At 46.8% G+C, this 23,578-nt stretch carries 24 protein-coding genes; 21 read left to right on the top strand and 3 right to left on the bottom strand.

The window, feature by feature from the left end; all coding sequences use genetic code 11:
- The first annotated feature begins 451 nt into the window (after window positions 1-451).
- Window positions 452-3,565 carry an isoleucine--tRNA ligase gene (gene ileS / locus H9L42_RS11700; protein ID WP_187303579.1) on the top strand — a complete coding sequence of 1,038 codons (3,114 nt, stop codon included), beginning with the start codon at window positions 452-454 and terminating at the stop codon, window positions 3,563-3,565.
- A 43-nt stretch (window positions 3,566-3,608) separates the two neighbouring features.
- Here the strand turns inward: ileS and H9L42_RS11695 are convergent, their stop codons facing one another.
- Complete coding sequence (locus tag H9L42_RS11695) at window positions 3,609-3,986, bottom strand: hypothetical protein (RefSeq protein WP_187303578.1); 378 nt, start codon at window positions 3,984-3,986, stop codon at window positions 3,609-3,611.
- A 94-nt stretch (window positions 3,987-4,080) separates the two neighbouring features.
- Complete coding sequence (locus H9L42_RS11690; RefSeq protein WP_187303577.1) at window positions 4,081-4,386, bottom strand: DUF2089 family protein; 306 nt, start codon at window positions 4,384-4,386, stop codon at window positions 4,081-4,083.
- 370 nt (window positions 4,387-4,756) lie between these two features.
- Here H9L42_RS11690 and H9L42_RS11685 point away from each other — a divergent pair, with 370 nt between their 5' ends.
- From H9L42_RS11685 to H9L42_RS11635, 11 genes are all read left to right on the top strand, one after another.
- A complete protein-coding gene (locus H9L42_RS11685) occupies window positions 4,757-5,140 on the top strand; it encodes a hypothetical protein (RefSeq protein WP_187303576.1) in 384 nt (127 codons plus the stop codon).
- Window positions 5,140-6,198: a dual-specificity RNA methyltransferase RlmN gene (rlmN, locus tag H9L42_RS11680; protein WP_243235762.1), complete on the top strand. Its 1,059-nt coding sequence runs from the start codon at window positions 5,140-5,142 to the stop codon at window positions 6,196-6,198. Before H9L42_RS11685 ends, rlmN begins: the two co-directional genes overlap by 1 nt.
- A 111-nt stretch (window positions 6,199-6,309) precedes the next feature.
- A complete protein-coding gene (gene modA / locus H9L42_RS11675) occupies window positions 6,310-7,107 on the top strand; it encodes a molybdate ABC transporter substrate-binding protein (protein ID WP_187303575.1) in 798 nt (265 codons plus the stop codon).
- Window positions 7,108-7,111: 4 nt separating this feature from the next.
- A complete protein-coding gene (gene modB / locus H9L42_RS11670) occupies window positions 7,112-7,774 on the top strand; it encodes a molybdate ABC transporter permease subunit (RefSeq protein WP_187303574.1) in 663 nt (220 codons plus the stop codon).
- A 4-nt stretch (window positions 7,775-7,778) separates the two neighbouring features.
- Window positions 7,779-8,432, top strand: a complete 654-nt coding sequence (locus H9L42_RS11665; RefSeq protein WP_187303573.1) for an ATP-binding cassette domain-containing protein — start codon at window positions 7,779-7,781, stop codon at window positions 8,430-8,432.
- A gap of 70 nt (window positions 8,433-8,502) precedes the next feature.
- Entirely contained in the window at window positions 8,503-9,522 is a 1,020-nt protein-coding gene (locus H9L42_RS11660) for a molybdopterin-binding protein (RefSeq protein ID WP_187303572.1), read from the top strand.
- Between the two features lie 97 nt (window positions 9,523-9,619).
- Entirely contained in the window at window positions 9,620-10,042 is a 423-nt protein-coding gene (locus H9L42_RS11655) for a hypothetical protein (RefSeq protein WP_187303571.1), read from the top strand.
- 103 nt (window positions 10,043-10,145) lie between these two features.
- Window positions 10,146-11,045, top strand: a complete 900-nt coding sequence (locus tag H9L42_RS11650; RefSeq protein ID WP_187303570.1) for a DMT family transporter — start codon at window positions 10,146-10,148, stop codon at window positions 11,043-11,045.
- Window positions 11,026-11,661 (top strand): NUDIX hydrolase, encoded by a 636-nt coding sequence (locus tag H9L42_RS11645; RefSeq protein WP_187303569.1) that lies wholly within the window; start codon window positions 11,026-11,028, stop codon window positions 11,659-11,661. The genes H9L42_RS11650 and H9L42_RS11645 overlap by 20 nt, the downstream gene beginning before the upstream one ends.
- Window positions 11,654-12,457, top strand: coding sequence for a carbon-nitrogen hydrolase family protein (locus H9L42_RS11640; protein WP_187303568.1), 804 nt, complete (start codon window positions 11,654-11,656; stop codon window positions 12,455-12,457). The genes H9L42_RS11645 and H9L42_RS11640 overlap by 8 nt, the downstream gene beginning before the upstream one ends.
- A 13-nt stretch (window positions 12,458-12,470) precedes the next feature.
- Entirely contained in the window at window positions 12,471-13,577 is a 1,107-nt protein-coding gene (locus H9L42_RS11635; RefSeq protein ID WP_187303567.1) for a BMP family lipoprotein, read from the top strand.
- A gap of 64 nt (window positions 13,578-13,641) precedes the next feature.
- Here H9L42_RS11635 and H9L42_RS11630 read toward each other — a convergent pair whose 3' ends face one another.
- Window positions 13,642-15,042 (bottom strand): citrate/2-methylcitrate synthase, encoded by a 1,401-nt coding sequence (locus H9L42_RS11630; protein WP_243235761.1) that lies wholly within the window; start codon window positions 15,040-15,042, stop codon window positions 13,642-13,644.
- A 220-nt stretch (window positions 15,043-15,262) separates the two neighbouring features.
- On the opposite strand from H9L42_RS11630, the gene H9L42_RS11625 reads away from it, so the two are divergent.
- The 9 genes from H9L42_RS11625 to H9L42_RS11585 are packed head-to-tail and all read left to right on the top strand — an operon-like array spanning window position 15,263 to window position 23,564.
- Window positions 15,263-15,748, top strand: coding sequence for a ribosome maturation factor RimP (locus H9L42_RS11625; protein ID WP_187303566.1), 486 nt, complete (start codon window positions 15,263-15,265; stop codon window positions 15,746-15,748).
- 21 nt (window positions 15,749-15,769) lie between these two features.
- A complete protein-coding gene (nusA, locus tag H9L42_RS11620; RefSeq protein ID WP_187303565.1) occupies window positions 15,770-16,873 on the top strand; it encodes a transcription termination factor NusA in 1,104 nt (367 codons plus the stop codon).
- Entirely contained in the window at window positions 16,863-17,150 is a 288-nt protein-coding gene (gene rnpM / locus H9L42_RS11615; RefSeq protein ID WP_415930462.1) for an RNase P modulator RnpM, read from the top strand. The genes nusA and rnpM overlap by 11 nt, the downstream gene beginning before the upstream one ends.
- The gene (locus H9L42_RS11610; RefSeq protein WP_187303564.1) at window positions 17,140-17,472 is read left to right on the top strand and encodes a L7Ae/L30e/S12e/Gadd45 family ribosomal protein; all 333 of its coding nucleotides are present in this window, start codon (window positions 17,140-17,142) and stop codon (window positions 17,470-17,472) included. The genes rnpM and H9L42_RS11610 overlap by 11 nt, the downstream gene beginning before the upstream one ends.
- A complete protein-coding gene (infB, locus tag H9L42_RS11605; RefSeq protein WP_187303563.1) occupies window positions 17,469-20,288 on the top strand; it encodes a translation initiation factor IF-2 in 2,820 nt (939 codons plus the stop codon). Before H9L42_RS11610 ends, infB begins: the two co-directional genes overlap by 4 nt.
- Before the next feature lie 14 nt (window positions 20,289-20,302).
- Complete coding sequence (gene rbfA / locus H9L42_RS11600; RefSeq protein WP_187303562.1) at window positions 20,303-20,674, top strand: 30S ribosome-binding factor RbfA; 372 nt, start codon at window positions 20,303-20,305, stop codon at window positions 20,672-20,674.
- 10 nt (window positions 20,675-20,684) lie between these two features.
- The gene (locus tag H9L42_RS11595; protein WP_187303561.1) at window positions 20,685-21,662 is read left to right on the top strand and encodes a DHH family phosphoesterase; all 978 of its coding nucleotides are present in this window, start codon (window positions 20,685-20,687) and stop codon (window positions 21,660-21,662) included.
- Between the two features lie 3 nt (window positions 21,663-21,665).
- Window positions 21,666-22,622 carry a tRNA pseudouridine(55) synthase TruB gene (gene truB, locus H9L42_RS11590; protein WP_187303560.1) on the top strand — a complete coding sequence of 319 codons (957 nt, stop codon included), beginning with the start codon at window positions 21,666-21,668 and terminating at the stop codon, window positions 22,620-22,622.
- A 3-nt stretch (window positions 22,623-22,625) separates the two neighbouring features.
- On the top strand, window positions 22,626-23,564 hold the full coding sequence (locus tag H9L42_RS11585) for a bifunctional riboflavin kinase/FAD synthetase (RefSeq protein ID WP_187303559.1): 939 nt from the start codon (window positions 22,626-22,628) through the stop codon (window positions 23,562-23,564).
- The last annotated feature ends 14 nt before the right edge of the window (window positions 23,565-23,578 follow it).

The following is a 23,578-nucleotide window of genomic DNA, read 5'->3' as shown; positions in this document are numbered from 1 at the left end:
AGTTCTACCTTTCTGATAATGATTTCCTCCTGTTCATAAGTCTCATAGGAGGATAATTATACCACATTCGGGACATTTTCTTTTGTGGTATACTAAGACATTATCATATGTGAACCATAAGCTTGCAAAAGCGTTAAATTCCTGCTTGACTTTGCGGGCGCGAACATATAAAATATCAACGTATGTAAAGTAAATAGAAAGAGGCGCAGATGAAGACAGTAGCTCCGTGTAAGAGCCTTACAGAGAGACGCTTTTTGGCTGAGAGAGCGTTGGTGAAGCGGTATGTGAAGATCACTTCGGAGCCTTTACCCCGAAATGAAGTGGCATCGTTATGTTGCAAGCAGGGTGGTACCGCGGTAATTTATCGTCCCTGATTCTCGAAAAAAGAGAATCAGGGATTTCTTTTTTCGAAACGGAAAACCAATAAATCAAGGATAGAGAGGAAAAGGGTATGTTTAAGAACTTATCGGAAAAGCCGATTGCTGAGCTGCAGATGGAGCAGGCAGACAACTGGGAGAAAGAAGATCTTCTCCACAAATGCGTAACGACAAGAGAGGGGCAGCCGTCCTTCATCTTTTATGAGGGACCTCCGACTGCCAACGGAAGACCTGGAATTCACCATGTTATCGCAAGGACGCTGAAGGATTCCGTGTGCCGTTATAAGACGATGCAGGGCTTTAAAGTAAAAAGAAAGGCCGGATGGGATACCCACGGGCTTCCCGTTGAAATTGAAGTGGAAAAGCAGCTCAAGATGAGCGGCAAGAAGGATATTGAAACCTATGGAATCAAGGAGTTTAACGAAAAGTGCCGGGAGTCCGTATTTACTTACGAAGGCATGTGGAGAGAAATGACAAAGCGCATGGGGTATCTCATTGATCTGGACAACCCCTATATTACGCTGGATAATAACTTCATTGAGACCGGATGGTGGATTCTGAAGGAATTTTTCAAGGCAGGACTGATTTATGAAGGTCATAAGATTCTGCCTTATTGCCCGCGCTGCGGAACAGGGCTGGCTTCCCATGAAGTTGCGCAAGGGTATAAAGAAGTAAAAGTAACTACCATTACCGCGAAATTCAAGAGAAAGGATGCGGATGAGTACTTCCTGGCATGGACGACGACGCCGTGGACGCTGGCTTCCAATGTTTCCCTGACCGTAGGACCGGATGTGGACTATGTGAAGGTAAAGATGACTGCGGGAGAGGAAGAAGGCAACATTTTCTATGTGGCAAAGGTTTTAGCGGACAAAGTGCTGGGAGCGGAAAACTATGAGATCCTGCAGGAGATGAAAGGAAAAGAGCTGGAGTATGTGGAATACGAACAGCTGATGCCTTTTGTAAAGCCGGATAAGAAGGCGTTCTTCGTAACTTGCGCCGACTATGTCACCATTGAAGACGGTACGGGCATTGTTCATACGGCGCCTGCTTTCGGTGAGGATGACTATCAGACTGGCCGCCGCTATAATCTTCCGGTTGTTAATCCGGTGGACGAAGAAGGAAAATACACGGAGACGCCGTGGAAGGGCCGTTTTGTCATGGAAGACGGACTGGATATTGATATTATCAAGTGGCTGGCGGGAGAAAACAAAATTTTCGCTAAAGAAAAGATTGTCCACAATTATCCGCACTGCTGGAGATGCGGAACTCCGCTGGTTTATTACGCGAAGCCCAGCTGGTACATTGAAATGAGCAAGCTGAAGGATCAGCTGGTGGCAAACAATAATACAGTAAACTGGTTCCCGGATTTTGTAGGAGAAAAGCGGTTCGGAAACTGGCTGGAGGAAGTAAAGGACTGGGCGATTTCCAGAAACCGCTACTGGGGTACGCCGATTCCGATCTGGCGCTGCGAATGCGGTCATCTGGAATGCATCGGCAGCCGGGCGGAACTGGTAGAAAAAGCCCAGGAGGATATTGACGAAAGTATCGAACTGCATCGTCCATATGTGGATGATGTGCATCTGACCTGTCCGGAATGCGGAAAGACGATGAGCCGGATTCCGGAGGTTATGGACTGCTGGTTTGACAGCGGATCGATGCCTTTCGCCCAGCAGCATTATCCTTTTGAAAATAAAGAAAACTTTGATGAAGAACTGTTCCCGGCAGACTTTATCTGCGAGGGCATCGACCAGACCAGAGGGTGGTTCTACTCTCTGATGGCTATTTCCACCTTTATCAAAGGGAAGGCGCCATATAAAAATGTTCTGGTCAATGATCTGATTCTGGATAAAGACGGAAAGAAAATGAGTAAGTCGAGAGGCAACACGGTAGACCCATTTGAGCTCTTTGATAAATACGGGGCGGACGCTACAAGATGGTACCTGCTGCATGTTTCTCCGGCCTGGTCGCCGACGAGATTTGACGAGGAAGGGCTTGTGGAGATTGTAAGCAAATTCTTCGGAACCCTGAGGAATGTATATAATTTCTTCGTGCTTTACTCCAACCAGGATAACATGGAGCCGGCGGAGCTGTCTGTGGATTACGCGGCTCGTCCGGAACTGGACCGGTGGATTCTTTCCAAGTATAACAAACTGATTAAAGAAGTGACGGAAGATATGGATCATTACGATCACATGAAGTCCGTGAGAAAGATTCAGGAATTTGTGGTTGAAGATCTTTCCAACTGGTATATCCGCCGGGCAAGAAGACGCTTCTGGGGAGAAGAACTGAACGAAGATAAGAAGTCGGTATACGCGACAACCTACGAAGTTCTGGTAGGCGTTGCCAAGTTGATCGCGCCCTTCGCGCCGTTTATCGCGGACGAAATGTATGTGAATCTGACCGGTGAAGAATCCGTTCATATCGCTTATTTCCCGAAAGCGGATGAGGCGCGGATTGACGCGAGAACCGAAGAACGGATGGATCTGGTGCGCGCCCTTGTGGGACTGGGACGCGGTACCCGTGAAAAGGAACGGATCAAAGTAAGACAGCCTCTTTCGGAAATCCTGGTTGACGGAAAATACGAGGAGCTGATTGGGGATCTGACGCCGCTGATTATGGAAGAGCTCAATGTGAAGAAGGTTGTGTTTGAAAAAGAGCTGGATCAGTATATGAACTACAGCTTAAAGCCGAACTTCAAAGTGGCGGGACCGATTCTGGGCAAGAATATCAAAGCCTTTGGCGGCGCTTTGGCCAAGGCGGACGCGGCGGATACGGTGGCCAAGCTGGAAGCGGACGGAAAAATTACACTGGAACTGAATGGAGAGCCGACAGAGATTACCACGGATATGGTGGACATGCGCATCAGCGCCAAAGAGGGATTCGCAGTGGCCATGGAAAACAACGTCTTTACGATTCTGGACACAACGCTGAATAACGAGCTGATTGCGGAAGGTCTGGCAAGAGAACTGATTTCCAAGGTACAGCAGCTGAGAAAACAGAAGAATTTTGAGATGATGGATAAGATTGAGATTCTTCTTTCGGCAGATGAAGAAGTCGCTGCCGCGGTAGAAGCTCATAAAGACTATATTATGAAAGAAACCCTGGCTCTTGAAATCGCGGAAGGAAGCGATTTGAAAGAATATGACCTGAACGGACATAAGACGGGAATTGATGTAGAAAAGAAATAGAAAAAGCCCTGCCCTGAATGAAAAAACTCGGGGCAGGGCTTTTTTAGGAAAGATCCTCGATTTTCATTTTTTCCAGATCCGTTTCATACTGGGCGCGCCGCATCTTTTTCCGTATATAGATATGCAGGAACGTCAGAATGAAAGGCGGGATAAACAAGAATAGCAGAAGAAACAGCGTGTTGAGGGGAAGGGAGGAGTGGGAAGACTCTCTCATAGCGTCGATTGTTATGGACTTTCCGGTGAAGTTTCCATCTGCGAGATCTTCAATATCCGCTTTGTAATTGAGCGCTTCGTCGCCGCCAATGAGTTTCCCGCTGTCTGAAAACTCCAGCGGACATTCTGTAACAGCTCCATTCTGAAGGTTTGTGACACCAGAACCGCCACCGTAAATCCCGCGATGGGAAGAATCCTGCCCGGCCATTTGGACGGTTTTCGGGAGAGGTAGATCTGCAGGGCTATGAATGCGGCCAGCAGACAGATTGTAAAAATAAACAGCAGTAATGGGAGTAATGTCATCATGTTTGGCTGCCTTCCTTTCTTTTTTTGAATTCACGAGTGAGTACCTGGGCGGTGTTCCGATCGATTTTTCCGTCCAGAGCAAAGCGTTTGATTAAGGAGATATAGGGATCGCATTCCTGCTCGTCCCCCATCTGGATTTTCTGAATCAGACGATCCAGCCGCAGCCGGACGGTCGGATAGGTTACCTGGTACTGCTTTGCCACCTCTTTTAAAGAGCCGGAAGCAAGTACGAATTTTTTAATAAATACCAGATCCTCTTCTTCTAATTCTTTCATCCATGCAGGAATGGTTTCGATGCTCATATACACGCTCCTTTAACAATATTAAAGATAGCATTTAATATTGTTAAAGTCAAGGAAAAGAAATCCGTGTGGAAGATTTTGCGGCGCGAACAAATGAACGAAGTTTCAGGAAGGAGGGCGTAAAATGCGAATAAAACGTTGAAAACAGAAAGAAAGTTGCGCTTTTTAGACCGAAAGTCTGGCTTTGTATAATATATGGGGTGATTTTTAATAAAATCCGCACTTCTGGTTTTAAAACGCCAAAAATGTTCGCGGTCGACAGATAGCAGCAGTGTGTATTCCTTTTCCTGTGAAGTCCGACCGCCGCGCGCAGTTGGATTTACGAAAGGAATATAGTATAATAAGTAAAAATACAGGAAGGAGGCAGACCATGAGCGCACCGATTGAAGATTTGAGACGGGTCGCGAGAATCAGCAGGAGGGAACATCTTGCGATTTTCGACCATTATATTGCTTTAGGCAGGGATATCGAAACCCTGGCTATTAAATTCGGTTATAATCCTCCGGATATCATTACGATTCTGGAAGGGTACGGTGAGACCGTCTGCGAGGAATCGAGAGGCCGGCTGCGGGAACTGCCTCAGAGCCTTGTGAAGGAGTATGTGGAGCATTTTTACCCGGGGATCGCATCGGAGAATCCGGAAAACGACTGGATTTGTATTGAGGCGTATCTGGACGCATATCACGCGGGGTGGAGAAACCTGGTAGGTGAAAAACGAGCGGCAAAGAAAAAGAAATGGAGAGGACTTTATTGATGGAGCAGGCAAATATGGCGGGAATGAACGGCAAGCTGGCGGATTTTCGAGAATTAACCCTGGAAGAGATGCAGGATTTCCTGGTTCAAATGGGGGAAAAGCCGTTTCGGGCAAAACAGATTTTTGCCTGGGTTTACCGGGGAGTGCGAAGCTTTGATGAGATGACGGACATTTCCAAATCCCTCAGAGAAAAGCTGGACAGACAGGCCAAGCTGGGGCAGATGCGGATTTTAAAGATGCAGACCTCGAAAAAGGACGGAACCAGGAAATATCTTCTGGAGCTGGAAGACGGCAATACCATTGAAAGTGTTTTTATGAAGTATCAATATGGAAACTCCATCTGTGTTTCCTCTCAGGCAGGGTGCAGAATGGGGTGCCGGTTCTGCGCTTCCGGAATGGATGGGTTGAAGAGGAATCTGACAGCAGGGGAAATCACGGGACAGATTCTGGAGGCGGAGCGGGATACAGGAGAGCCGATTAACCATATTGTAGTGATGGGAACGGGAGAACCCTTTGACAACTATGAAAATCTGCTGAAATTTATCCGTAATATTCACAGAAAAGAAGGAAAAGGGATCAGTCTGAGGAATATCACGGTGTCTACCTGCGGTCTGATTCCGCGGATGCGAGACTTTGCCAGGGATCAAAGACAGGTAAATCTGGCAGTTTCTCTGCACAGCGCGGACAATGGGGTACGGGAAGAAATGATGCCGGTAAACCGGCGCTATCCGGTGGAGGAACTTCTGCAGGCGTGCCGGGAATACACAGAAGAAACCGGAAGGCGGATTACCTTTGAGTATGCGCTCGTACATGGAAAAACAGATACCGATCGGCAGATACGGCTTTTAGCTGACAAGCTGCGGGGAACGTTGTGTCATGTTAATCTGATTCCGCTTAATGAAGTAAAAGAAACGGGACTTTCGGGAAGCGGAAGGGCGCGCGCCAGGGAAATTGCGGCCTTTCTCGAGCAGCAGGGAATCCCGGCAACAGTAAGGCGGGAACTGGGAGCGGATATTCAGGCGGCCTGCGGACAGCTGCGCCTCGGCGCGGGCCGCTGAAAAGTAATACAATGATTGTTGTTATACGAACATACAAACTCGAAAAGATATGATAAAATTCTCTATAATTGATATGTCATAAAGACAAAGGATTTTTAGGAGGATTTTATTATGAAAGTAAAAAAACTGGGACTGGTCCTGGCAGCGATGCTTCTGGTGATGGGGCTGTTTGCAGGTTGTGGCGGATCAGATGAGGAAACAGCGTCAAACGGCGAAAGCAGGGAAGTGACGGTTCTGGCGGCCGCAAGCCTGACGGACGCGCTGGATGAAATTATCAAAGAGTATAATAAGGACTGTGATGATACAATTACAACCAGCTATGCCGGTTCCGGGGACCTGGTCCAGCAGATCAAGGGCGGAGCGCCGTGCGATTTATTTATTTCCGCGTCTTCGTCCAACATGGATGACCTAGAGGAAGAAGGTCTGATCGATACGGATTCCAGAAAGGATCTTCTGGGGAATACACTGACTCTGATCGCGACAGCGGAAGCGGCGGACAAGGTAAGCATGGACGCGCTGACAACAGACGCGGTGACGCAGATTGCCATTGGAGAGCCGGAGACGGTACCTGCGGGAAATTACGCCACACAGGTATTTGAAAACATGGGAATTACGGATCAGGTGGAAAGTAAACTGGTACAGGCAAAAGATGTGAGAGCGGTACTTAATTACGTGGAAACCGGAGACGCGGACTGCGGATTTGTGTATCGGACGGATGCCCTGATGTTGGAAGACGGAAAGGGGGAAATTATAGCGGATGTGGATGAGAGTCTCCATGATCCGATTGTATACCCGGCGGCGTTGATCAAAGATTCTCCGCAGCCGGAAGCGGCGGCGGACTTCTATAAGTATCTGGAAACCGATTACGCAAAAGGCGTATTTGAGAAATACGGATTTACGGTAAAATAGTAAAATGCTGGAACCGGTAATTTTATCCTTAAAGGTCGCGTCCATCGCAACCGTTTTCGCGTTTATTTTGGGTATACTTTTTGCCTATTTTCTGACCAAAAAACGGATTCCGGGAAAAAGCGTCTGGGAAACCCTCATTATTCTTCCTATGGTACTCCCGCCATCCATTGTAGGATATCTTCTGTTGAAGGTATTTGGCAAACGAGGCCCGATTGGAGCATTTTTGCTGGACACCTTCGGGATACAAATTGTATTTACATGGGTGGCATGTGTCATCGCGGCATGTGTAGTGGCGCTGCCTTTGATGTATCAGAACGCGAAAGCGGCCTTTCAGAGCGTGGACGAGACCTATGAACTGGCGGCTCATACGTTGGGGAGCGGAGAATGGAAAACATTCTGGACGGTTTTGTTTCCGTTGGCAAGACCAGGGATTATAAGCGGAATTACGCTGACCTTTGCCAGGGCCATGGGAGAATTCGGAGCAACCTTGATGCTCGCGGGCAACATCGAAGGGCAGACCCAGACAATTCCTACGGCTATCTATTATGCGGTAGCTACGGGTAAGGACGAGGAAGCCAATACTCTGGTAGTAGTCATAACGCTGTTCAGTTTCGCGATGATTTTCATACTGAACGCATGGCTCAAACGAAAGAATTATAAAGGTTGACAGGATGGGTGTATCGTTTCAGATTGTAAAAAAACTGGATCGGTTTTCCGTGGATATGGAGTATTCCTTTGAAGAGGGCGTTCTGGTTATCCAGGGAGAATCCGGCGCGGGAAAGACTACGGTGCTGAACTGCATTGCGGGATTGAAGCAGCCGGATAGGGGACGAATCGCAATTGACGGCAGGATCGTTTTCGATGAGAAAACAAATGTGCCGGTGAAAAAAAGACAGATCGGATATCTGTTTCAGAATTACGCGTTGTTTCCGAATATGACCGTTGGAAAAAATGTAATCTATGGGATAAAAAATAAAGAAGAGTACCGGGACAGGAAAAAACGGAAAGAGCTGCTGGAATACGCGGATTATATCATGGATACCTTTCAAATTACCCATCTGCAAAAAAGGTATCCTGAAAAAATCTCCGGAGGTGAAAAGCAGCGGGTCGCTCTGGCTCGGGCGATCGTAACACGGCCGAAGCTGTTGCTTTTGGACGAGCCTTTTTCAGCTTTGGATATGAAAACAAAGGAAGTCGTATACGAGGAATTCGCAAGTTTAAAAAAAAGCTTGGGAATTCCGACTATTTTAATTACCCATGATCCACAAGAAAGCAAACTGTTTGCGGATCATAAGATTTTTATGAAGGATGGAAAAATTGTATAAAGAAGAACCGGTACACAGGATCGGTTCTTTTGCAAATTAAAAAATAATGAATTGAGGAAGAGGTAAGAAAATGAAAGAAATCGCAGTAGAGCAGGCAGTAGGAACGGTACTTGCCCACGATCTGACCCAGATCATTCCCGGGGAGTACAAAGGCGCGAAGTTCAAGAAAGGTCATGTAATCAGAGAAGAAGATATCGAGATTCTTCTTTCCATGGGGAAAAAACACTTGTATGTTGTGGAAAAGGATGACACGGACGTCCATGAAAACGAAGCGGCCCTGCGGATCGCCAGGAAAGCGGCGGGAGAGGGAATCCGCCTGACAGAGCCCAGCGAGGGCAAAATTGAGCTGATTGCGGAGAAACGGGGACTTCTGAAAGTAGACGAGGAGCTTTTAATTGATCTGATCGATCAGGACGAGATTATGTTTGCCTGCATTCACGAGAACATTGTGGTGGAACCGGGGCAGAAACTGGCCGGAACAAGAGTGATCCCTCTGTTTGTGGAGGAAGCGGTTGTCAAACAGGCGGAAGGCGTGCTGGATCGGAGAACCTTGATTCGAATCGAGCCGCTGCGCAGTTTGAAAATCGGTGTTGTCACAACAGGAAGCGAAGTATACAGCGGAAAGATAAAAGACGCTTTTGGGCCTGTCCTCGTAAAGAAGTTCGGGGAGCTGGGAAGTACGGTAGTAAAACAGCTCTTCGCGGATGATGATGAGGAAATGATCGCGGACTGTATCCGGCAGCTGATCGATATGGGTGTAGATATGATCGGCGTGACGGGAGGCATGTCCGTGGATCCGGATGATAAAACGCCAAGCGGCATCCGTAAAGCGGGAGGTTATATTGTCACCTATGGCGCGCCGGTACTTCCGGGGGCGATGTTTATGCTTTCCTATATTGACGATATTCCGGTAGTGGGGCTTCCCGGCTGCGTGATGTACAGCAGAACCAGCGTTTTTGATCTAATCGTTCCCCGTCTTCTGGCAGGAGAAGTGATCACAAGGCGGGATATTAAAAAGTTGGGCCACGGGGGGTTGTGCCTCAACTGTGAAGAGTGCGTTTACCCCAACTGCGGATTCGGAAAAGCCTAAAGAATTTGTACCTTTTTTATTGCCGGAAAAGCTTTGGTAGTGTATAATAGATTCCAACATAAAGATTTGCAGAGAACAGAAAAGGGAGGGCTTTGCTATGGTGAAATTATTAATCGGCCATAAAGGCAGCGGCAAAACAAAAAAGATGATCGAATTGGCAAATGAGAAGATTGAAACGAGCAATGGCAGCGTCATTTTCATAAATAAGAATCACAGGCTGATGTATGATCTGGATCACAGAATCCGAGTAATCTGCATGGAAGATTTCGAGCATATTACAAACAGTGACGAATACATCGGCTTTATTTATGGCATCATCAGCTCGGATCATGACATTGAGACAATGTTCATCGACAGCATCTTAAAACACGCGGATGTAACGCTGGGCGATCTGCCGGAGTTCATCGATCGGATCAAAAAGATTTCGAAGAACTATGATATTGAGTTTGTCGTAAGTCTGAGCGCCGCAAAAGAAGAAATGATCGGGGTTGACTTTACAGACTGTCAGATTCTGAACTAGTTCAGTTCCAGCCTGCAAAAGCCAGGTACATAATAAAAAAGGCGGTGATTTCACCGTCTTTTTCAATGACTAAAATTTGTAAGAAATATGGAGTATCTGAATCATGAAAAAAGTTTATTTTTTTGTCGTACTAACCGCATTTTTATTTGGAACCATGGAAGTCGCGCTGAAGCTGGCGGGAAGCGAAATGGATTCTTTTCAGCTCACGTTTCTGCGCTTTATGATCGGAGGACTTCTGCTTCTTCCTTTCGCGATTGTGGAAATGCGAAAAAATCACGTGAGACTGGTGCTAAAGGATTTTGCGTATCTCCTCTATGTGGGGATCCTGGGGATTCCGCTGAGCATGCTTTTTTTTCAGCTGGGCGTCATGCATTCCAACGCGGCTACGGCTTCGGTCCTGATTTCCATTAACCCGCTGTTCACTATGCTTTTCGCCCATTTTATGACAGATGAAAAATTGAAAAAAAAGAATGTAATCGTACTTTTATTTGGCCTCCTGGGCATCCTATTTATGATAAAGCCGTGGGATATGCAGGAGGGAAACACGGTTTTAGGAATTGTTTTAATGCTTCTGGCCGCGCTCTTTTTCGGCCTTTATACGGTGGCGGGAAAGATCAGCGTACAAAAAATGGGGATTATGGCGCAGACGAGCATCAGCTTTATTCTGGGATCGCTGGTTCTCCTGGTTGTGATGCTGTTTATGGGGCGTCCGGTTATTGACGGCATTGCGGAAAACTGGGCGATTGTGGGATACATCAGTATTTTTGTAACAGGACTAGGGTATTTTTCCTACTTTACGGCAATCCGGCTTTCCGATGCCACTACCGGTTCCATCGCGTTTTTTCTGAAACCGGCGATTGCGCCGTTTATGGCCGTCATTTTTCTGAACGAATCGATACTCTGGAATACATATGTGGGGATTATCCTGATTCTGATTGGTTCCTGGCTGAATATCCGGGAAAAACGAAAAGAGGTGCGGTTACATGACGGGGCTCACTCTTGAGAAGATACAGTCCATATTTAAAGAAAGAGAAATAAAAACCGTGGGGGAGCACCGCTACTTTTCCGTTCTGGTTCCGCTGGTTCAAAAAGAAGACGGCCTTTTTGTGCTGTATGAGGTTCGGGCCGAGCATATGAAACGGCAGCCGGGAGAAGTATGTTTCCCCGGCGGACAGGTGGAAGAGGGAGAAGCTCTGGAAGACTGCGCGATACGGGAAACCGTGGAAGAGCTGGGGGTAAAAAAGGAAGATGTGCGAATTATCCGGCAAATGGACATTGTTTATACCTACAGCAACTTTACAATGTTTCCTTTTTTAGGTACTATAGAAGAAAAGGCGGTTTCCAGGATGAACTGCAATCCGGATGAGGTCAAAGAAACATTTCTGGTACCGCTGGACTTTCTGATGGAAACGGAACCGATCGTCTACAGGACGAGTGTACAGCAGAAGATCGGCGATGACTTTCCCTATGAAAAGATTAAGTTTGCACAAGGGTATCAGTGGAGAAAGGGTGTATCCGAAATCCCCATATATGAATATGGAGAGCAGGTCATCTGGGGACTGACAGGCAGGATCACCCGCAACCTGATCAGCGTTTTGAAGGAGGCGCAGGATGTTTAAAATCGGATTATGCCAGATGATGGGATCAAAGGACAAAGAGGAAAGCCGGGCAAAGGCAAGAGCGATGGTGTCAGAGGCCGCGAAAAACGGAGCGCAGGTGGTGGCGCTTCCGGAAATGTGGAATTGCCCTTATGCCAACGAATACTTCCGCCCTTACGCGGAACCGGAGGACGGACCGTCCGTCGAGTTTCTTTCAAATCTGGCGAGAGAACTGGATATTTATCTGATCGGAGGTTCTATTTCCGAGCTGTCGGATAATAAAGTGTATAATACCTCTTACTCTTTTGATCGATCCGGGAACCTGATTGGAAAACACAGGAAGGTGCATCTGTTCGATATCGCGGTAAAAAACGGAATCCGGTTTATGGAATCCGAAACTCTGAGTCCGGGAGATAAATCTACCGTGATCGACACAGAGTACTGTAAAATCGGAGTCGCGATCTGCTATGATGTGCGCTTCCCGGAGCTGTCCAGGAAGATGGCGCTGGAGGGAGCGAAGCTGATTGTGCTGCCGGCGGCCTTCAACATGACAACCGGACCTGCCCACTGGGATCTGACAATGCGGGCCAGGGCGCTGGACAATCAGGTGTACTTTGCGGCAGTGTCTCCGGCGAGAGATATGAAAGGCGTATATCGGGCTTATGGCAGCTCTTGTATTGCTACGCCGTGGGGAGAGTTCCTGGCAAAAGCGGATGAGAAGGAAACCATTGTCTATGGGGACATTGATCTGGATTATGAAGATTCAATCCGGCAGCAGCTTCCACTTTTGAAGCACAGGAGAGAGGAAGTTTATTAGTAAAGGAAGGATTATGAAGAAACAAACGAAACTGGCCGCTGTTTTTCTGATAATCATTGCAGTTATGGCTTTTTCCGCTTGCGGCGCTCCGGAAGAAACGGGGGAAGAACAGGTGCCCTATGAAATCGCGCTGATTTCAGACACAAAGAGCATTGAGGACGGAGCTTTTAATGAAGCGGTCTGGGATGGAATTGAAAGCTTCGTGGAAGAAGACCCGGTATCTTATAAACATTATATGACAACAGAAGATTCCACCAGAGCATACTTGAAGGCAATTGAAGAGGCGTCTAAGGGTGGAGCAAAGCTTGTAATTGCTGCGGGATCTGCTTTCAGTAATGCGATTGAACGTGCGCAGGATCAATATCCGGAGCTCCATTTCTTGCTGCTGGATGGTCAGCCCTGTGAAGAGGATGGCACTCCTTCTCAATGCGGAGACAATACAGTGAGTATTCAGTTTTCGGAAGAGCAGGCAGGCTATCTGGCTGGGTACGCGGTCGTAAAGGAAGGGTATCGAAATCTGGCTTTTTTGGGAGGAAAAGAGCAACCTCCTGTCCAGCGTTTTGGATATGGATATGTGCAAGGGGCTCATGCGGCGGCTGAAGAATTGGGAGCTTCCGATCTTAAAGTGCGGTATGCGTATCTCGATACGTTTGAAGAAAGTGATAAGGTAGAAGAATTAGCAGAAGACTGGTATTCAGATGGTACGGAAGTGATTTTCGCCTGTGCGGGAGCTGCGGGAAGATCGGTGATGAGGGCCGCGGAGGCTTGCGGCGGTAACGTGATCGGAGCAGATGTCGATCAGAGCAGGGAATCAGAGACAGTTCTGGTTTCCGCCGTAAAAAATATTGAAGCAGCGGTGAGTGATGTCTTGTGGGAGTACTACGGTGATCAGGAATTCGCGGGCGGGCAAAGTGTGCTGCTGGATGCGGAAAACGCCGGGATTGGGTTGTCTATGGAAAGCAGCAGGATGAAACATTTTGGAAAATCCGAATATGAAGAGGTATTCCAAAAGCTTGCGAAAAAAACAGTTGTTGTAAAAAAGGATGAGGTGCAAAACCCGGAACAAATGGGAACCAAGCGGGTTGAGGTGCAGTTTGTAAAGGATCTGGAGACAGATTAATGGGACAAAAAATGGGAAGAATTGAAACGGCTTTGTGTTTCAGTTTTTCCCATTTTTTTATCCATTATTTTCTGTCTTTGATCGGTTTATATTCCAGATGCTCCTGGACACAGTTGTAGGCGGGGCGCATGAGCTTTTTCCCTGCGATCAACTCTTCTAGTCTGTGGGCGCACCAGCCGGAAAGCCGCGCTGTGGCAAAAAGCGGTGTGGCGATATCTGTAGGGATATTCAGCGCGTTATACACAAATCCGGAATAAAGATCAACATTGGCAGGCATTGGCTTTTCTACTCCATTGATCTCCGCGTAGAGCTCCGGCGCTTTACGTTCAATAAAATCACAGAGCATGAAATCGTCAATTAGATCTTTGCTGACCGCGAGCTGCTTTGCCATACCCTTTAGCAGCTTAGCGCGGGGGTCAGAAAGGGTATAGATAGCGTGACCGACGCCATAGATAAGACCGCTTTTATCATTGGCCTGTTTTTTTAATACCTTTACCAGATAATCTTCAACTTGTTTGTGATTGGTAATATCTTTTACATGTTTCTTTAAATCACGGATCATATTGATCACCGCAATGTTGGCGCCACCATGTCTTGGCCCTTTCAGGGAACTGACTGCGGCGGAAATCGTCGCGTAAGTATCTGTACCGGAAGAAGAGACCAGATGCGTTGTAAAGGATGAGTTATTACCTCCTCCGTGTTCCGCATGGAGAATCATGGCGATATCTAAAAGTTTCGCTTCCAGCTCCGTATACTGTCCGGTCGGCCGTATCATGCGAAGAATATTTTCCGCGGTGGAAAGTTCCGGTATCGGATAATGAAGATGGAGACTTTTGTTATCAAACGAGGAAGATTTAGCCTGGTAAGCATAGGCGATCAGCGCTGGAAAATAACCAATCAGATCGATGGACTGACGGAGGACATTTTCAATGGAAGTGTCGTCCGGATTATCATCGTAACAATAAAGAGCCAGTACGCTTCTTGCCAGCTTGTTCATAATGCTTCGGGATGGAGCCGTGAGAATCATATCGCGGGCAAAACCAACTGGAAGCTCCCTCTTTTCGCCAAGGAGTGTATTGAACTCATTTAATTGTTTTTGCGTTGGGAGCTGTCCGAATATCAGCAAATATGTAACTTCCTCAAAGCCAAAACGTCCTTCATCAATACAGCTTTTAACTAAATCTTCAATGCTGTAGCCCCGATAATAGAGCTTCCCTTCCATGGGAATTTTCTCTTTTTTTTCATTTACTTCATAGCCAAGAACTTCACCGATTCTGGTAAGTCCTACGACAACACCGGTGCCGTTGGAATTACGAAGTCCGCGCTTTACATTATGTTTTGTGTAAAGTTCGCTGGGAATTGTATTCTTTTTTTCAAGTTCCTGAGCCATTTTCGGAATAAAGGAGGAAGGATGATTGTGAGGAGAAAGCCTGGATTCGCGTTTCTTTCTTAACTTTTCTAACAATTCAAATAACTCCTTTCCTATGTGCAAATTAGTCACATATAAGAATGATATTATATCATAAAAACAGGAAAATTGGAAGTGGGTAAGATTTGAAATTTATTTGGCCGTTCTCTTGCAATGAGGAGTAATTTGTGGTAATATAAAAAAGCATGATGAACTAGAAGGTAAGTAGTAAGAGTGGGCGAAACCCACTCTTTCGTTTTGTGTCAGAGGAGAACAGATGGCAAAGAAAAAAATTACGGAAATCGCGGAAGAAGTGCTGGAAGGTTTTCTTACAGAAAACAACTATGAGTTATACAGCATCGAATTTATAAAAGAAGGAAGAGACTGGTTCCTGCGGGTATATATTGATAAGGCGCAGGATGAAGGAAAGGAAGAGCAATATATTAGCACAGAGGATTGTGAAAAGATCAGTCGTTTCTTAAGTGAAGAGTTGGATAAGATCGATCCGATCCAACAGAATTATTATCTGGAGGTTTCTTCACCGGGAATGGATCGGGCGCTTATGAAAGAGGAACATTATAAACGTTTTTCGGGAAGACCGGTAGAGATAAAATTGTATCAGCCGGTGGATGGCGTGAAACAGATAGAAGGAATTCTGGAAGGCATCACAGACGGAATTGTGATGGTGACGGATGAAAAAGAAAAAAAATGGGAGATCCCGCTGGAACGGATTGCAAAGACAAAGCTGGCGGTTGTTTTCTAGAGCAAGGAGGAACAGGGAAAAATGAATAAAGAATTTATCGAGGCGATTGAAGCGCTGGAGAAGGAAAAAGACATATCCAAGGATATTCTTATCGAAGCGATTGAGTCAGCGTTGGTTTCGGCTTATAAAAAGAATTACGGAACTTCTCAGAACGTACGTGTTAATATTGATCGGGAAGAGGGAGATATTGATGTTTTTATGCGAAAAGACGTTGTAGAGGAAGTGGAAGATGACATGGTAGAGATTTCCCTTGAGGACGCGCTGGAAATCGACCCTAGATACGAAGTGGGAGATGTCGTTGAATATCAGGTGACTCCGAGGGATTTTGGAAGGATCGCAGCTCAGACCGCGAAGCAGGTAGTTGTGCAGAGAATTCGGGAGGCAGAGCGCGGAATGATTTTTGATGATTATATCACCAGACAGGGGGAAATCATTACAGGAACGGTGCAGAGGATCAGTAACGAGACGCTCTTTATCAATATGGGAAAAGCGGAAGGAATTCTGGCCGCTACCGAACGGGTTCCGGGCGAAAAATATGAAATTAACGACCGGATTAAGGTTTATATCATGGATGTAAAAAAGACTACCAAAGGCCCTCAGGTTTTCCTGTCCCGTTCTCATCCGGGTCTGGTGAAAAGGCTGTTTGAACTGGAAGTTCCTGAAATTGAAGAAGGCATCGTAGAAATCAAGAGTATTGCCAGGGAAGCCGGTTCCAGGACGAAAATTGCGGTCTATACGGAAGACGAGAATGTAGATCCAGTGGGAGCCTGTGTGGGAACCAGAGGCAGCCGTGTTCAGAACATTGTTGACGAATTGTTTGGAGAAAAAATCGATATTATTACATGGAGCGATGATCCGGAAGAATTAATCAGTAATGTCCTGAGCCCTGCGAAGGTGGAAAAAGTTATAATTGATGAAGAAGAGAAAGCAGCGACCGTAATTGTGCCCGATTATCAGCTGTCGCTGGCCATCGGCAAGGAAGGCCAGAATGTAAGGCTGGCGGCAAAACTCTGTGGATGGAAGATCGACATCAAGAGCCATACTCAATATTTTGGAAGTGAGCCGGAAGAGGCGATTGAATATATAGACGATCAGGAAGAGGAGACAGAAGAAATTGAAAGCTAAGGCGCCGAAGGGGACGAAAAAAGTCCCTATGAGGAGATGCGTGGGCTGCATGGAATCGAAACCGAAAAAAGAACTGATCCGTATCGCAGGATATGAAGGAGAGGTTTCCCTGGACCCGACCGGGAAAGCAAAAGGCAGAGGCGCGTATTTGTGTCCTAATAGGCAGTGCCTTGAAAAAGCGAAGAAAAAGAAGGCGCTGACCAGAAGCCTGGGAATGGAAATTTCCGCGGAGCAGATGGAAAAGCTGGAAAGGAGCATTCAGGCTTTTGAGGAGTAAGCTGCAGAGTTATTTGGGATTTGCCAGAAAGTCGGGAAATCTGGTAATGGGATTTAACTCATGTGTTTTCGCGATGAAAAAAGGAAAAATCAAACTGCTAATCGTCGCAGAGGATCTGTCGGAAAACACCAGTGAGAAGATAAAAAAAGAAGCAAAGAAATATCAGGTTGCCTGCAGAGTATATGGAAGCTGTGAAGAGCTGTCTGAGATGGCGGGAACCGGAGGAAGATCCATCTTTGGGATAACGGATCCGAACTTTGCTAACGTTATTTTAGACGAGATCGACAAAGATGGGGAAGGAAAAGGAGGAGTTCAAATATGAAAATACATGAACTGGCCAAAGAACTGGATATGGACGCGAAGGAAGTTCTGGAAAAAGCGCAGTCCATGGGAATAGAAGTAAAGGACAAAGACAGCACTTTGAAGGATATTGACGCGAAGGCCGTGAAAAATACAGTATTGAGAGGACGCAGCGGTGCGGAAACGAAAATTGTGAAAGCCGCGCCTAAAAAAAAGGAGCAAACCGCTCAGAAGAAAGCAAAGCAGGAGGAACCAAAAGTAACGGTAAAGGCAGCGAAGGTTGCGATTCCTATGCAGCATAAAGCCGCAAAATCACATACCGCAAAACAGCAGGAAAAAACCTCGACACAAAAACCTCCTGCCGGCAAACCAGTAATTCCAAAAGAATTGGAAAACAGACCAAAGCCGCCGGTAGGCAAACCGGTTGTTTCCAAAGAACTGGAGGAAAGAAGCAAAAAGACAGGAACTGCCGCAGACGCAGCGGTTCAGGATAAGAGCAAGGTAAAAGCTGCAGAGCCTGCGGCGGAAACACAGAAAAAGGAAAAGCCGCAGCCACAGAAAAAGGAAGAACGTCCGGTAATCCGTCAAGAACGCTTAAAGATCATTAAAAAGGCAGCGGAAGTTCATGAAGAAGAGCGGATTGCGAGAGAAAAAAGGGAGAAGGCTGCGGCGGCGAGAGCTGCGGAGAAAAAAGCGGAAAAACGAAATGAAGAACGGTCGCCGCGCAAAGACAACAGAGACAATCGGGATAACCGGGATACAAGAGACGGCGGCAAACGTCAGAAACGAGACGGTGTTCAGCGAGACGGTGGAAGATCTCAGAGGCGGGATAACAAATCCGGAAGGCCTCAGAGAAAAGATCAGGAAATGGAAGCGATTCTTGAAAAGCCGACATCCCATAAAAAATCAGATAAGTCGAAAGATAAAGATAAGGAACGGGATAAATTCGCAAAGCTGGAACGGGGCGGAAAGAAAAATGGAAAGCCGCAGCCAGCGCGTTCCCTGGAAAAGAAAGTACGTACCAAGAAGCAAAGCAAGCCGAAGAATACACCGGAACCTGAAGTAGAGGAAACCGTAATCCCAGCAGGAACAACCGTGATTAATGTTCCAATTACGGTTGCGGGACTCTCCGAACAGATTCAGGTATCTGTTTCCCAAATCATTATGACTCTGATGAAAATGGGTGTAATGGCCAATGTAAACCAGAATGTGGATGAGGATACGGTGCTGCTGCTTGCGGACGAATTGGGAATCGACGTTGTTATCGGCAATGTGGAAGAGGAAGAGGTAGAAGAAGGTCTGGAAACCTTTGAAGATAAGGAAGAAGATCTGAAGCCGAGACCGCCGATCATTACGGTAATGGGGCATGTTGACCATGGAAAAACGTCCTTGCTGGACGCGATTCGAAAGACCAATGTAACGGCATCTGAATCCGGCGGAATCACACAGCACATCGGAGCTTCCGAAGTGGAAATTAACGGCCAGAAAATTGTATTTTTGGATACGCCGGGCCACGAGGCATTTACCGCGATGCGGGCAAGAGGCGCCCATACAACGGATATTGCTGTTCTGGTAGTTGCGGCCGATGACAGTGTAAAACCACAGACCATTGAGTCTATCAGCCATGCGAAAGCGGCGGGTGTGCCAATTATTGTGGCTATCAACAAAATGGATAAACCAGGGGCCAATCCGGATATTGTAAAGAAGGATCTGGCGGAGCAAGGCGTTCTTGTGGAAGACTGGGGAGGCGACGTTATCAGCGTGCCGGTTTCCGCAAAGACCGGCGACGGGATCGTGAATCTGCTGGAAATGATTCTGCTGCAGGCGGAGGTCCTGGAATTAAAAGCAAATCCGAATCGTCTGGCTATGGGAACTGTGCTGGAAGCGCGCTTGGATAAGGCAAAGGGTCCGGTCGCAAGCCTCCTGGTAATGAACGGTACTCTGAAATCGGGAATGAGCGTTGTCGCGGGAACTTGTTCAGGAAAGATTCGTCTAATGACTAACGATAAAGGCGATAAGATACGGCAGGCAGGCCCGGCGACAGCTGTGGAAATCCTGGGTCTGACGGAAGTTCCTCATGCGGGTGATGCTTTTAACGCGGTGAAAGAAGATCGAATTGCCAGGGAAATCGCCGAACACAGAAAAGAAAAGAAGAGAGAGGAAGTATTGGCCAGAAATGCCAGCACCACTTTGGAAGAGTTATTCTCCCAGATTCAGGAAGGCGAGGTCAAGGAACTGAATCTGATTGTCAAAGGCGATGTACAGGGATCTGTGGGCGCTATCGTATCTTCCCTGGAAAAACTGTCTACCGAGAATGTGCGGGTAAAAATTGTGCATACAGGAGTAGGCGCGGTTACGGAGTCGGATGTAATGCTGGCAAGCACTTCAGATGCGGTTATTATTGGTTTTAATGTAAGGCCGAGCGCGGCGGTTTCCTCTATGGCGGAACGCGATAATGTACAGATTCGGACTTACCGTGTAATTTACGATATTATTGACGATGTGGAAAACGCTATGAAGGGTATGCTGGATCCGGAATTTAAAGAGGTTATTCTGGGAACAGTAGAAATAAGAGATACGTTTAAGGTTCCGGGTGTCGGCGTTGTCGGCGGAGCCTATGTAACGGAAGGAAAAGTAGTCCGCAACGCGCAGATTCGTCTGGTCCGTGACGGTATTGTAATCCATGAGGGGAAGATCGCTTCTCTCAAGCGGTTTAAAGACGATGCCAGAGAAGTGGCTCAAGGGTATGAGTGCGGAATCGGAATCGAAAACTATAACGATATCAAAGAGGGAGATATTATTGAATGCTTCCAGATGGAAGAAATTAAAAGAGATTAGGAGATACAGAGACAATGGGAAGAGGACACAGACCAGAGCGTCTGGGTGAGGAAATACGGAAAATCATCAGTGAGCTGATTCTAAGGGAGCTGAAGGATCCGAGATTGGCGATGGGAATGGTAAGCATAACTGCTGTCGAAGTTACAGCCGACGGCAGTTACGCTACAGCCTATGTGACGGTCCTGGGGCTGGATCCGAAACATGAGGAAAGGGAGAAAGAACAGGAAGATGTGTTGGAGGCGCTGCGCAGCGCGAAAGGGCTGATCCGCAGAGAGATCGGAAAGAAGATCAAACTGCGCCATGTTCCGGATCTGATTTTTAAAATTGATAAATCTATGGACTATGGAAGGCATATTGATGAAATCATCCAGAATTTAGATAAATAAGAGGAAAAATATGAAGCAGAATCATTCAATCGAAGAGATCGCAAAGCAGCTCATGGCCGCCAGATCCGTTATTCTGTTTCCCCATATTCAGATGGATGGAGATGCTCTCGGATCCTGCGCCGCGCTGTGCAAAGCGTTGCGCTGCGCGGGAAAAGAGGCAGTCATCCTTACAGAGGATGAGGTGCCTGAATATCTGAGTTTTCTGGATCAAGGGTATTGTACCATGGATTCGGAAGCAATCCATCAGCCGGACGTTTGCATGTGTGTAGACTGTGGGGAGGTAGTTCGGTTCCCAAAGCGGGAAAAAAAGTTTTTTCAGGGAAAAATAACGATCTGTTTGGATCATCATACAACTTCGACGCCCTTTGCCGACTATAATTTTATTGATGGGAGTATCGCAGCTACAGCAGAGTTGGTTTATAAGGTGATTAAGGCTATGGGAATCCCGATTGATAAGGAAATCGGTGAGGCTATTTTTACCGGAATCAGCACGGATACCGGCAACTTCCAGTATTCTAACGCTACTAAGGAAAGTCATCTGATTACAGCGGATCTGTACGACGCGGGAATTGATCACGCCAAAGTAGCGGTTCAGCTGTATCAGAATACCCGACTGGAAAAAATTCGCATTACAAATCGGATTTTGGATACACTGGAACTGTTTGGAGGCGGGAAAGCCGCCATTGCTTATGTTAGCCAGGAAATGCTCCGGCAGGTGGGAGCGGAATTGTCGGAAACAGAAGGCGTGGTGGAAACGGTGAGAAACGTTAAAGGAGTGGAGATCGGCGCTTTTGTAAAAGAACAGGATGGCGGGCGGATTAAAGTGAGCATGCGGGCTAAAACTACGGGAAATGTAGCGGAGATCGCGGCGAAATTCGGTGGAGGCGGCCATGTGAAGGCGGCGGGATGTACCCTTTACACAAATCTGCAGGAGGCGTGCGAAAGCGTGAAAGAGGCAATCGAAGAAAGCCTTAAGATAAAGGATTAGGCTATGACAGCAGGAATTATCAATGTAAATAAGCCGGCGGACTGGACGTCCCACGACTGTGTGGCAGTGATGCGGAAGGTGTTGGGGATAAAAAAGGTAGGACATACCGGCACGCTCGATCCGATGGCGACAGGAGTTTTGCCTGTCTGTGTCGGCTCGGCAACCCGTATTATGGAGTATCTGGATCTGGATTTCAAAACTTACGAGTGTGAAATGGAGCTTGGTCTGGAATCGGATACTCTGGATATATGGGGGGAAGTTACTTCCCGGGCGGAGGCCGTTTGTGTTAACGAAGAACAGGTTCGACAGGCGTTTGCGTCTTTTTCCGGAAGAGTCTCTCAAATACCACCTAAATTTTCGGCGTTAAAAGTGGATGGAAAAAAACTTTACCAGTACGCCAGGGCAGGGGAAGAGGTTGAGATTAAACCAAGAGACATTTTCATACAGGAACTGAAAATTCTCAAAATGGATCTGGAAAATCGTAAAATTATTTGGCAGGTTACTTGTTCAAAGGGAACTTACATAAGAAGCATCTGTAGGGACGTAGGAAGATTGCTGGGGTGCGGCGCGGTTATGAGCGGGCTGCGGAGGCTTTCAAGCGGCGTTTTTTCGATTGAACAGGCGGTCGATATTCGAGATATTCGAGAAATGGACCGTGAGGAAGTAGAAAAGCTGTTGCTTGCCATTGATTATCCCCTGGTTCATTTTGGAAAAGCGGTATTGAATAAAAAGCAGGCTCAAATTTTTTGCAATGGAGGCCATATTGTTCCACAAGAGACGGTGGTAGAGAAAAAGCCTATTTTTGAGAGTCAGGAGCCCCATATATCTGTGCGGCCGCAGCTGCGCAGAGCGTATAATATGTATTTGCGGGATGGAAGGGAAGAGCGTTTTCTGGGAGTTGCCTTTTACAACGCGAAATATAAGACTTTTGCAGCCGATAAGGTGTTTTACAGAGGATAGAAAATGAAAATTTTTAACACATTAGAGGAAATTGACAATATAGAGGAAACAGTTGTCGCACTGGGAAATTTCGACGGCGTCCATAAGGGGCACCAACAGATTATTCTGCGTACTGTGAAAAGTGCCGAGGCCGCGGGCCTGAAAAGCGCGGTGTTTACTTTTTCCAACCATCCAAAGAATCTGATGGCGGGAAAGACAGTGGTTAAAAATATTCTTTATCCGGAAGAAAAAGCATCGATTATCGAAAAGCTGGGCGTCGATTATATGTTTAACATCCCCTTTGACGAATCCATTCTGACGATGGATCCCATTGACTTTATCGAACACTTGCTGCTTGAAAAATTCCACATGCGTCAGGCCTACTGTGGGTTTAATTATCATTTTGGCTACAAAGCCAGCGGTACGGCAGAGACTCTAATGAAAGAAGGAATGAAAAGGGGATTCGGAATTCACATTCAGGAGCCCTTTGAAATCGACGGCAATCTGGTAAGCAGTACGTTTATACGAAAGCTGATTCAAAACGGTCAGGTAGATCAGTGTATGAAGTATATGGGAAGGCTCTACTCCATCGGCGGAGAAGTGGTGGTTGGAAATAAGCTGGGACGTACCATAGGATTTCCGACCTCCAATATTATGATCGATGAAACAATGGTGACCCCGCCGAATGGCGTTTATGTGACTTACTGCGTCTATAACGGGGTGCGCTATCCGAGCATTACCAATGTAGGGGTAAAGCCAACCATCGGAACTTATCATAAAAATGTGGAAACGCATATTTTTAATTTTGATAAAGAACTTTACGGGAAAATGATACGGGTTGAGTTCCTTCAGAAAACTCGGGATGAGCAAAAGTTTGAAAGTGTGGAAGCGCTTTCCAGGCAGATTACAGACGACTGCATTACGGCCCGTTCTTTCCATAGGCGGATTGCGGGGACCTATTAGAATGCGGGAAGGGG

Origin of the sequence: Zhenpiania hominis (assembly GCF_014333425.1) — a bacterium.
GTDB classification, from domain to species: domain Bacteria; phylum Bacillota; class Clostridia; order Peptostreptococcales; family Anaerovoracaceae; genus Hominibacterium; species Hominibacterium hominis.
This window is presented reverse-complemented; position numbering and strand designations above follow the sequence as displayed.

Excerpts from the sequence above, each read along its gene's own strand:
- ileS (WP_187303579.1), top strand. The coding sequence starts at position 452 with ATGTTTAAGAACTTATCGGAAAAGCCGATTGCTGAGCTGCAGATGGAG.
- H9L42_RS11695 (WP_187303578.1), bottom strand. The coding sequence starts at position 3,986 with ATGGCCGGGCAGGATTCTTCCCATCGCGGGATTTACGGTGGCGGTTCT.
- H9L42_RS11690 (WP_187303577.1), bottom strand. The coding sequence starts at position 4,386 with ATGAGCATCGAAACCATTCCTGCATGGATGAAAGAATTAGAAGAAGAG.
- H9L42_RS11685 (WP_187303576.1), top strand. The coding sequence starts at position 4,757 with ATGAGCGCACCGATTGAAGATTTGAGACGGGTCGCGAGAATCAGCAGG.
- rlmN (WP_243235762.1), top strand. The coding sequence starts at position 5,140 with ATGGAGCAGGCAAATATGGCGGGAATGAACGGCAAGCTGGCGGATTTT.
- modA (WP_187303575.1), top strand. The coding sequence starts at position 6,310 with ATGAAAGTAAAAAAACTGGGACTGGTCCTGGCAGCGATGCTTCTGGTG.
- modB (WP_187303574.1), top strand. The coding sequence starts at position 7,112 with ATGCTGGAACCGGTAATTTTATCCTTAAAGGTCGCGTCCATCGCAACC.
- H9L42_RS11665 (WP_187303573.1), top strand. The coding sequence starts at position 7,779 with ATGGGTGTATCGTTTCAGATTGTAAAAAAACTGGATCGGTTTTCCGTG.
- H9L42_RS11660 (WP_187303572.1), top strand. The coding sequence starts at position 8,503 with ATGAAAGAAATCGCAGTAGAGCAGGCAGTAGGAACGGTACTTGCCCAC.
- H9L42_RS11655 (WP_187303571.1), top strand. The coding sequence starts at position 9,620 with ATGGTGAAATTATTAATCGGCCATAAAGGCAGCGGCAAAACAAAAAAG.
- H9L42_RS11650 (WP_187303570.1), top strand. The coding sequence starts at position 10,146 with ATGAAAAAAGTTTATTTTTTTGTCGTACTAACCGCATTTTTATTTGGA.
- H9L42_RS11645 (WP_187303569.1), top strand. The coding sequence starts at position 11,026 with ATGACGGGGCTCACTCTTGAGAAGATACAGTCCATATTTAAAGAAAGA.
- H9L42_RS11640 (WP_187303568.1), top strand. The coding sequence starts at position 11,654 with ATGTTTAAAATCGGATTATGCCAGATGATGGGATCAAAGGACAAAGAG.
- H9L42_RS11635 (WP_187303567.1), top strand. The coding sequence starts at position 12,471 with ATGAAGAAACAAACGAAACTGGCCGCTGTTTTTCTGATAATCATTGCA.
- H9L42_RS11625 (WP_187303566.1), top strand. The coding sequence starts at position 15,263 with ATGGCAAAGAAAAAAATTACGGAAATCGCGGAAGAAGTGCTGGAAGGT.
- nusA (WP_187303565.1), top strand. The coding sequence starts at position 15,770 with ATGAATAAAGAATTTATCGAGGCGATTGAAGCGCTGGAGAAGGAAAAA.
- infB (WP_187303563.1), top strand. The coding sequence starts at position 17,469 with ATGAAAATACATGAACTGGCCAAAGAACTGGATATGGACGCGAAGGAA.
- rbfA (WP_187303562.1), top strand. The coding sequence starts at position 20,303 with ATGGGAAGAGGACACAGACCAGAGCGTCTGGGTGAGGAAATACGGAAA.
- H9L42_RS11595 (WP_187303561.1), top strand. The coding sequence starts at position 20,685 with ATGAAGCAGAATCATTCAATCGAAGAGATCGCAAAGCAGCTCATGGCC.
- truB (WP_187303560.1), top strand. The coding sequence starts at position 21,666 with ATGACAGCAGGAATTATCAATGTAAATAAGCCGGCGGACTGGACGTCC.
- H9L42_RS11585 (WP_187303559.1), top strand. The coding sequence starts at position 22,626 with ATGAAAATTTTTAACACATTAGAGGAAATTGACAATATAGAGGAAACA.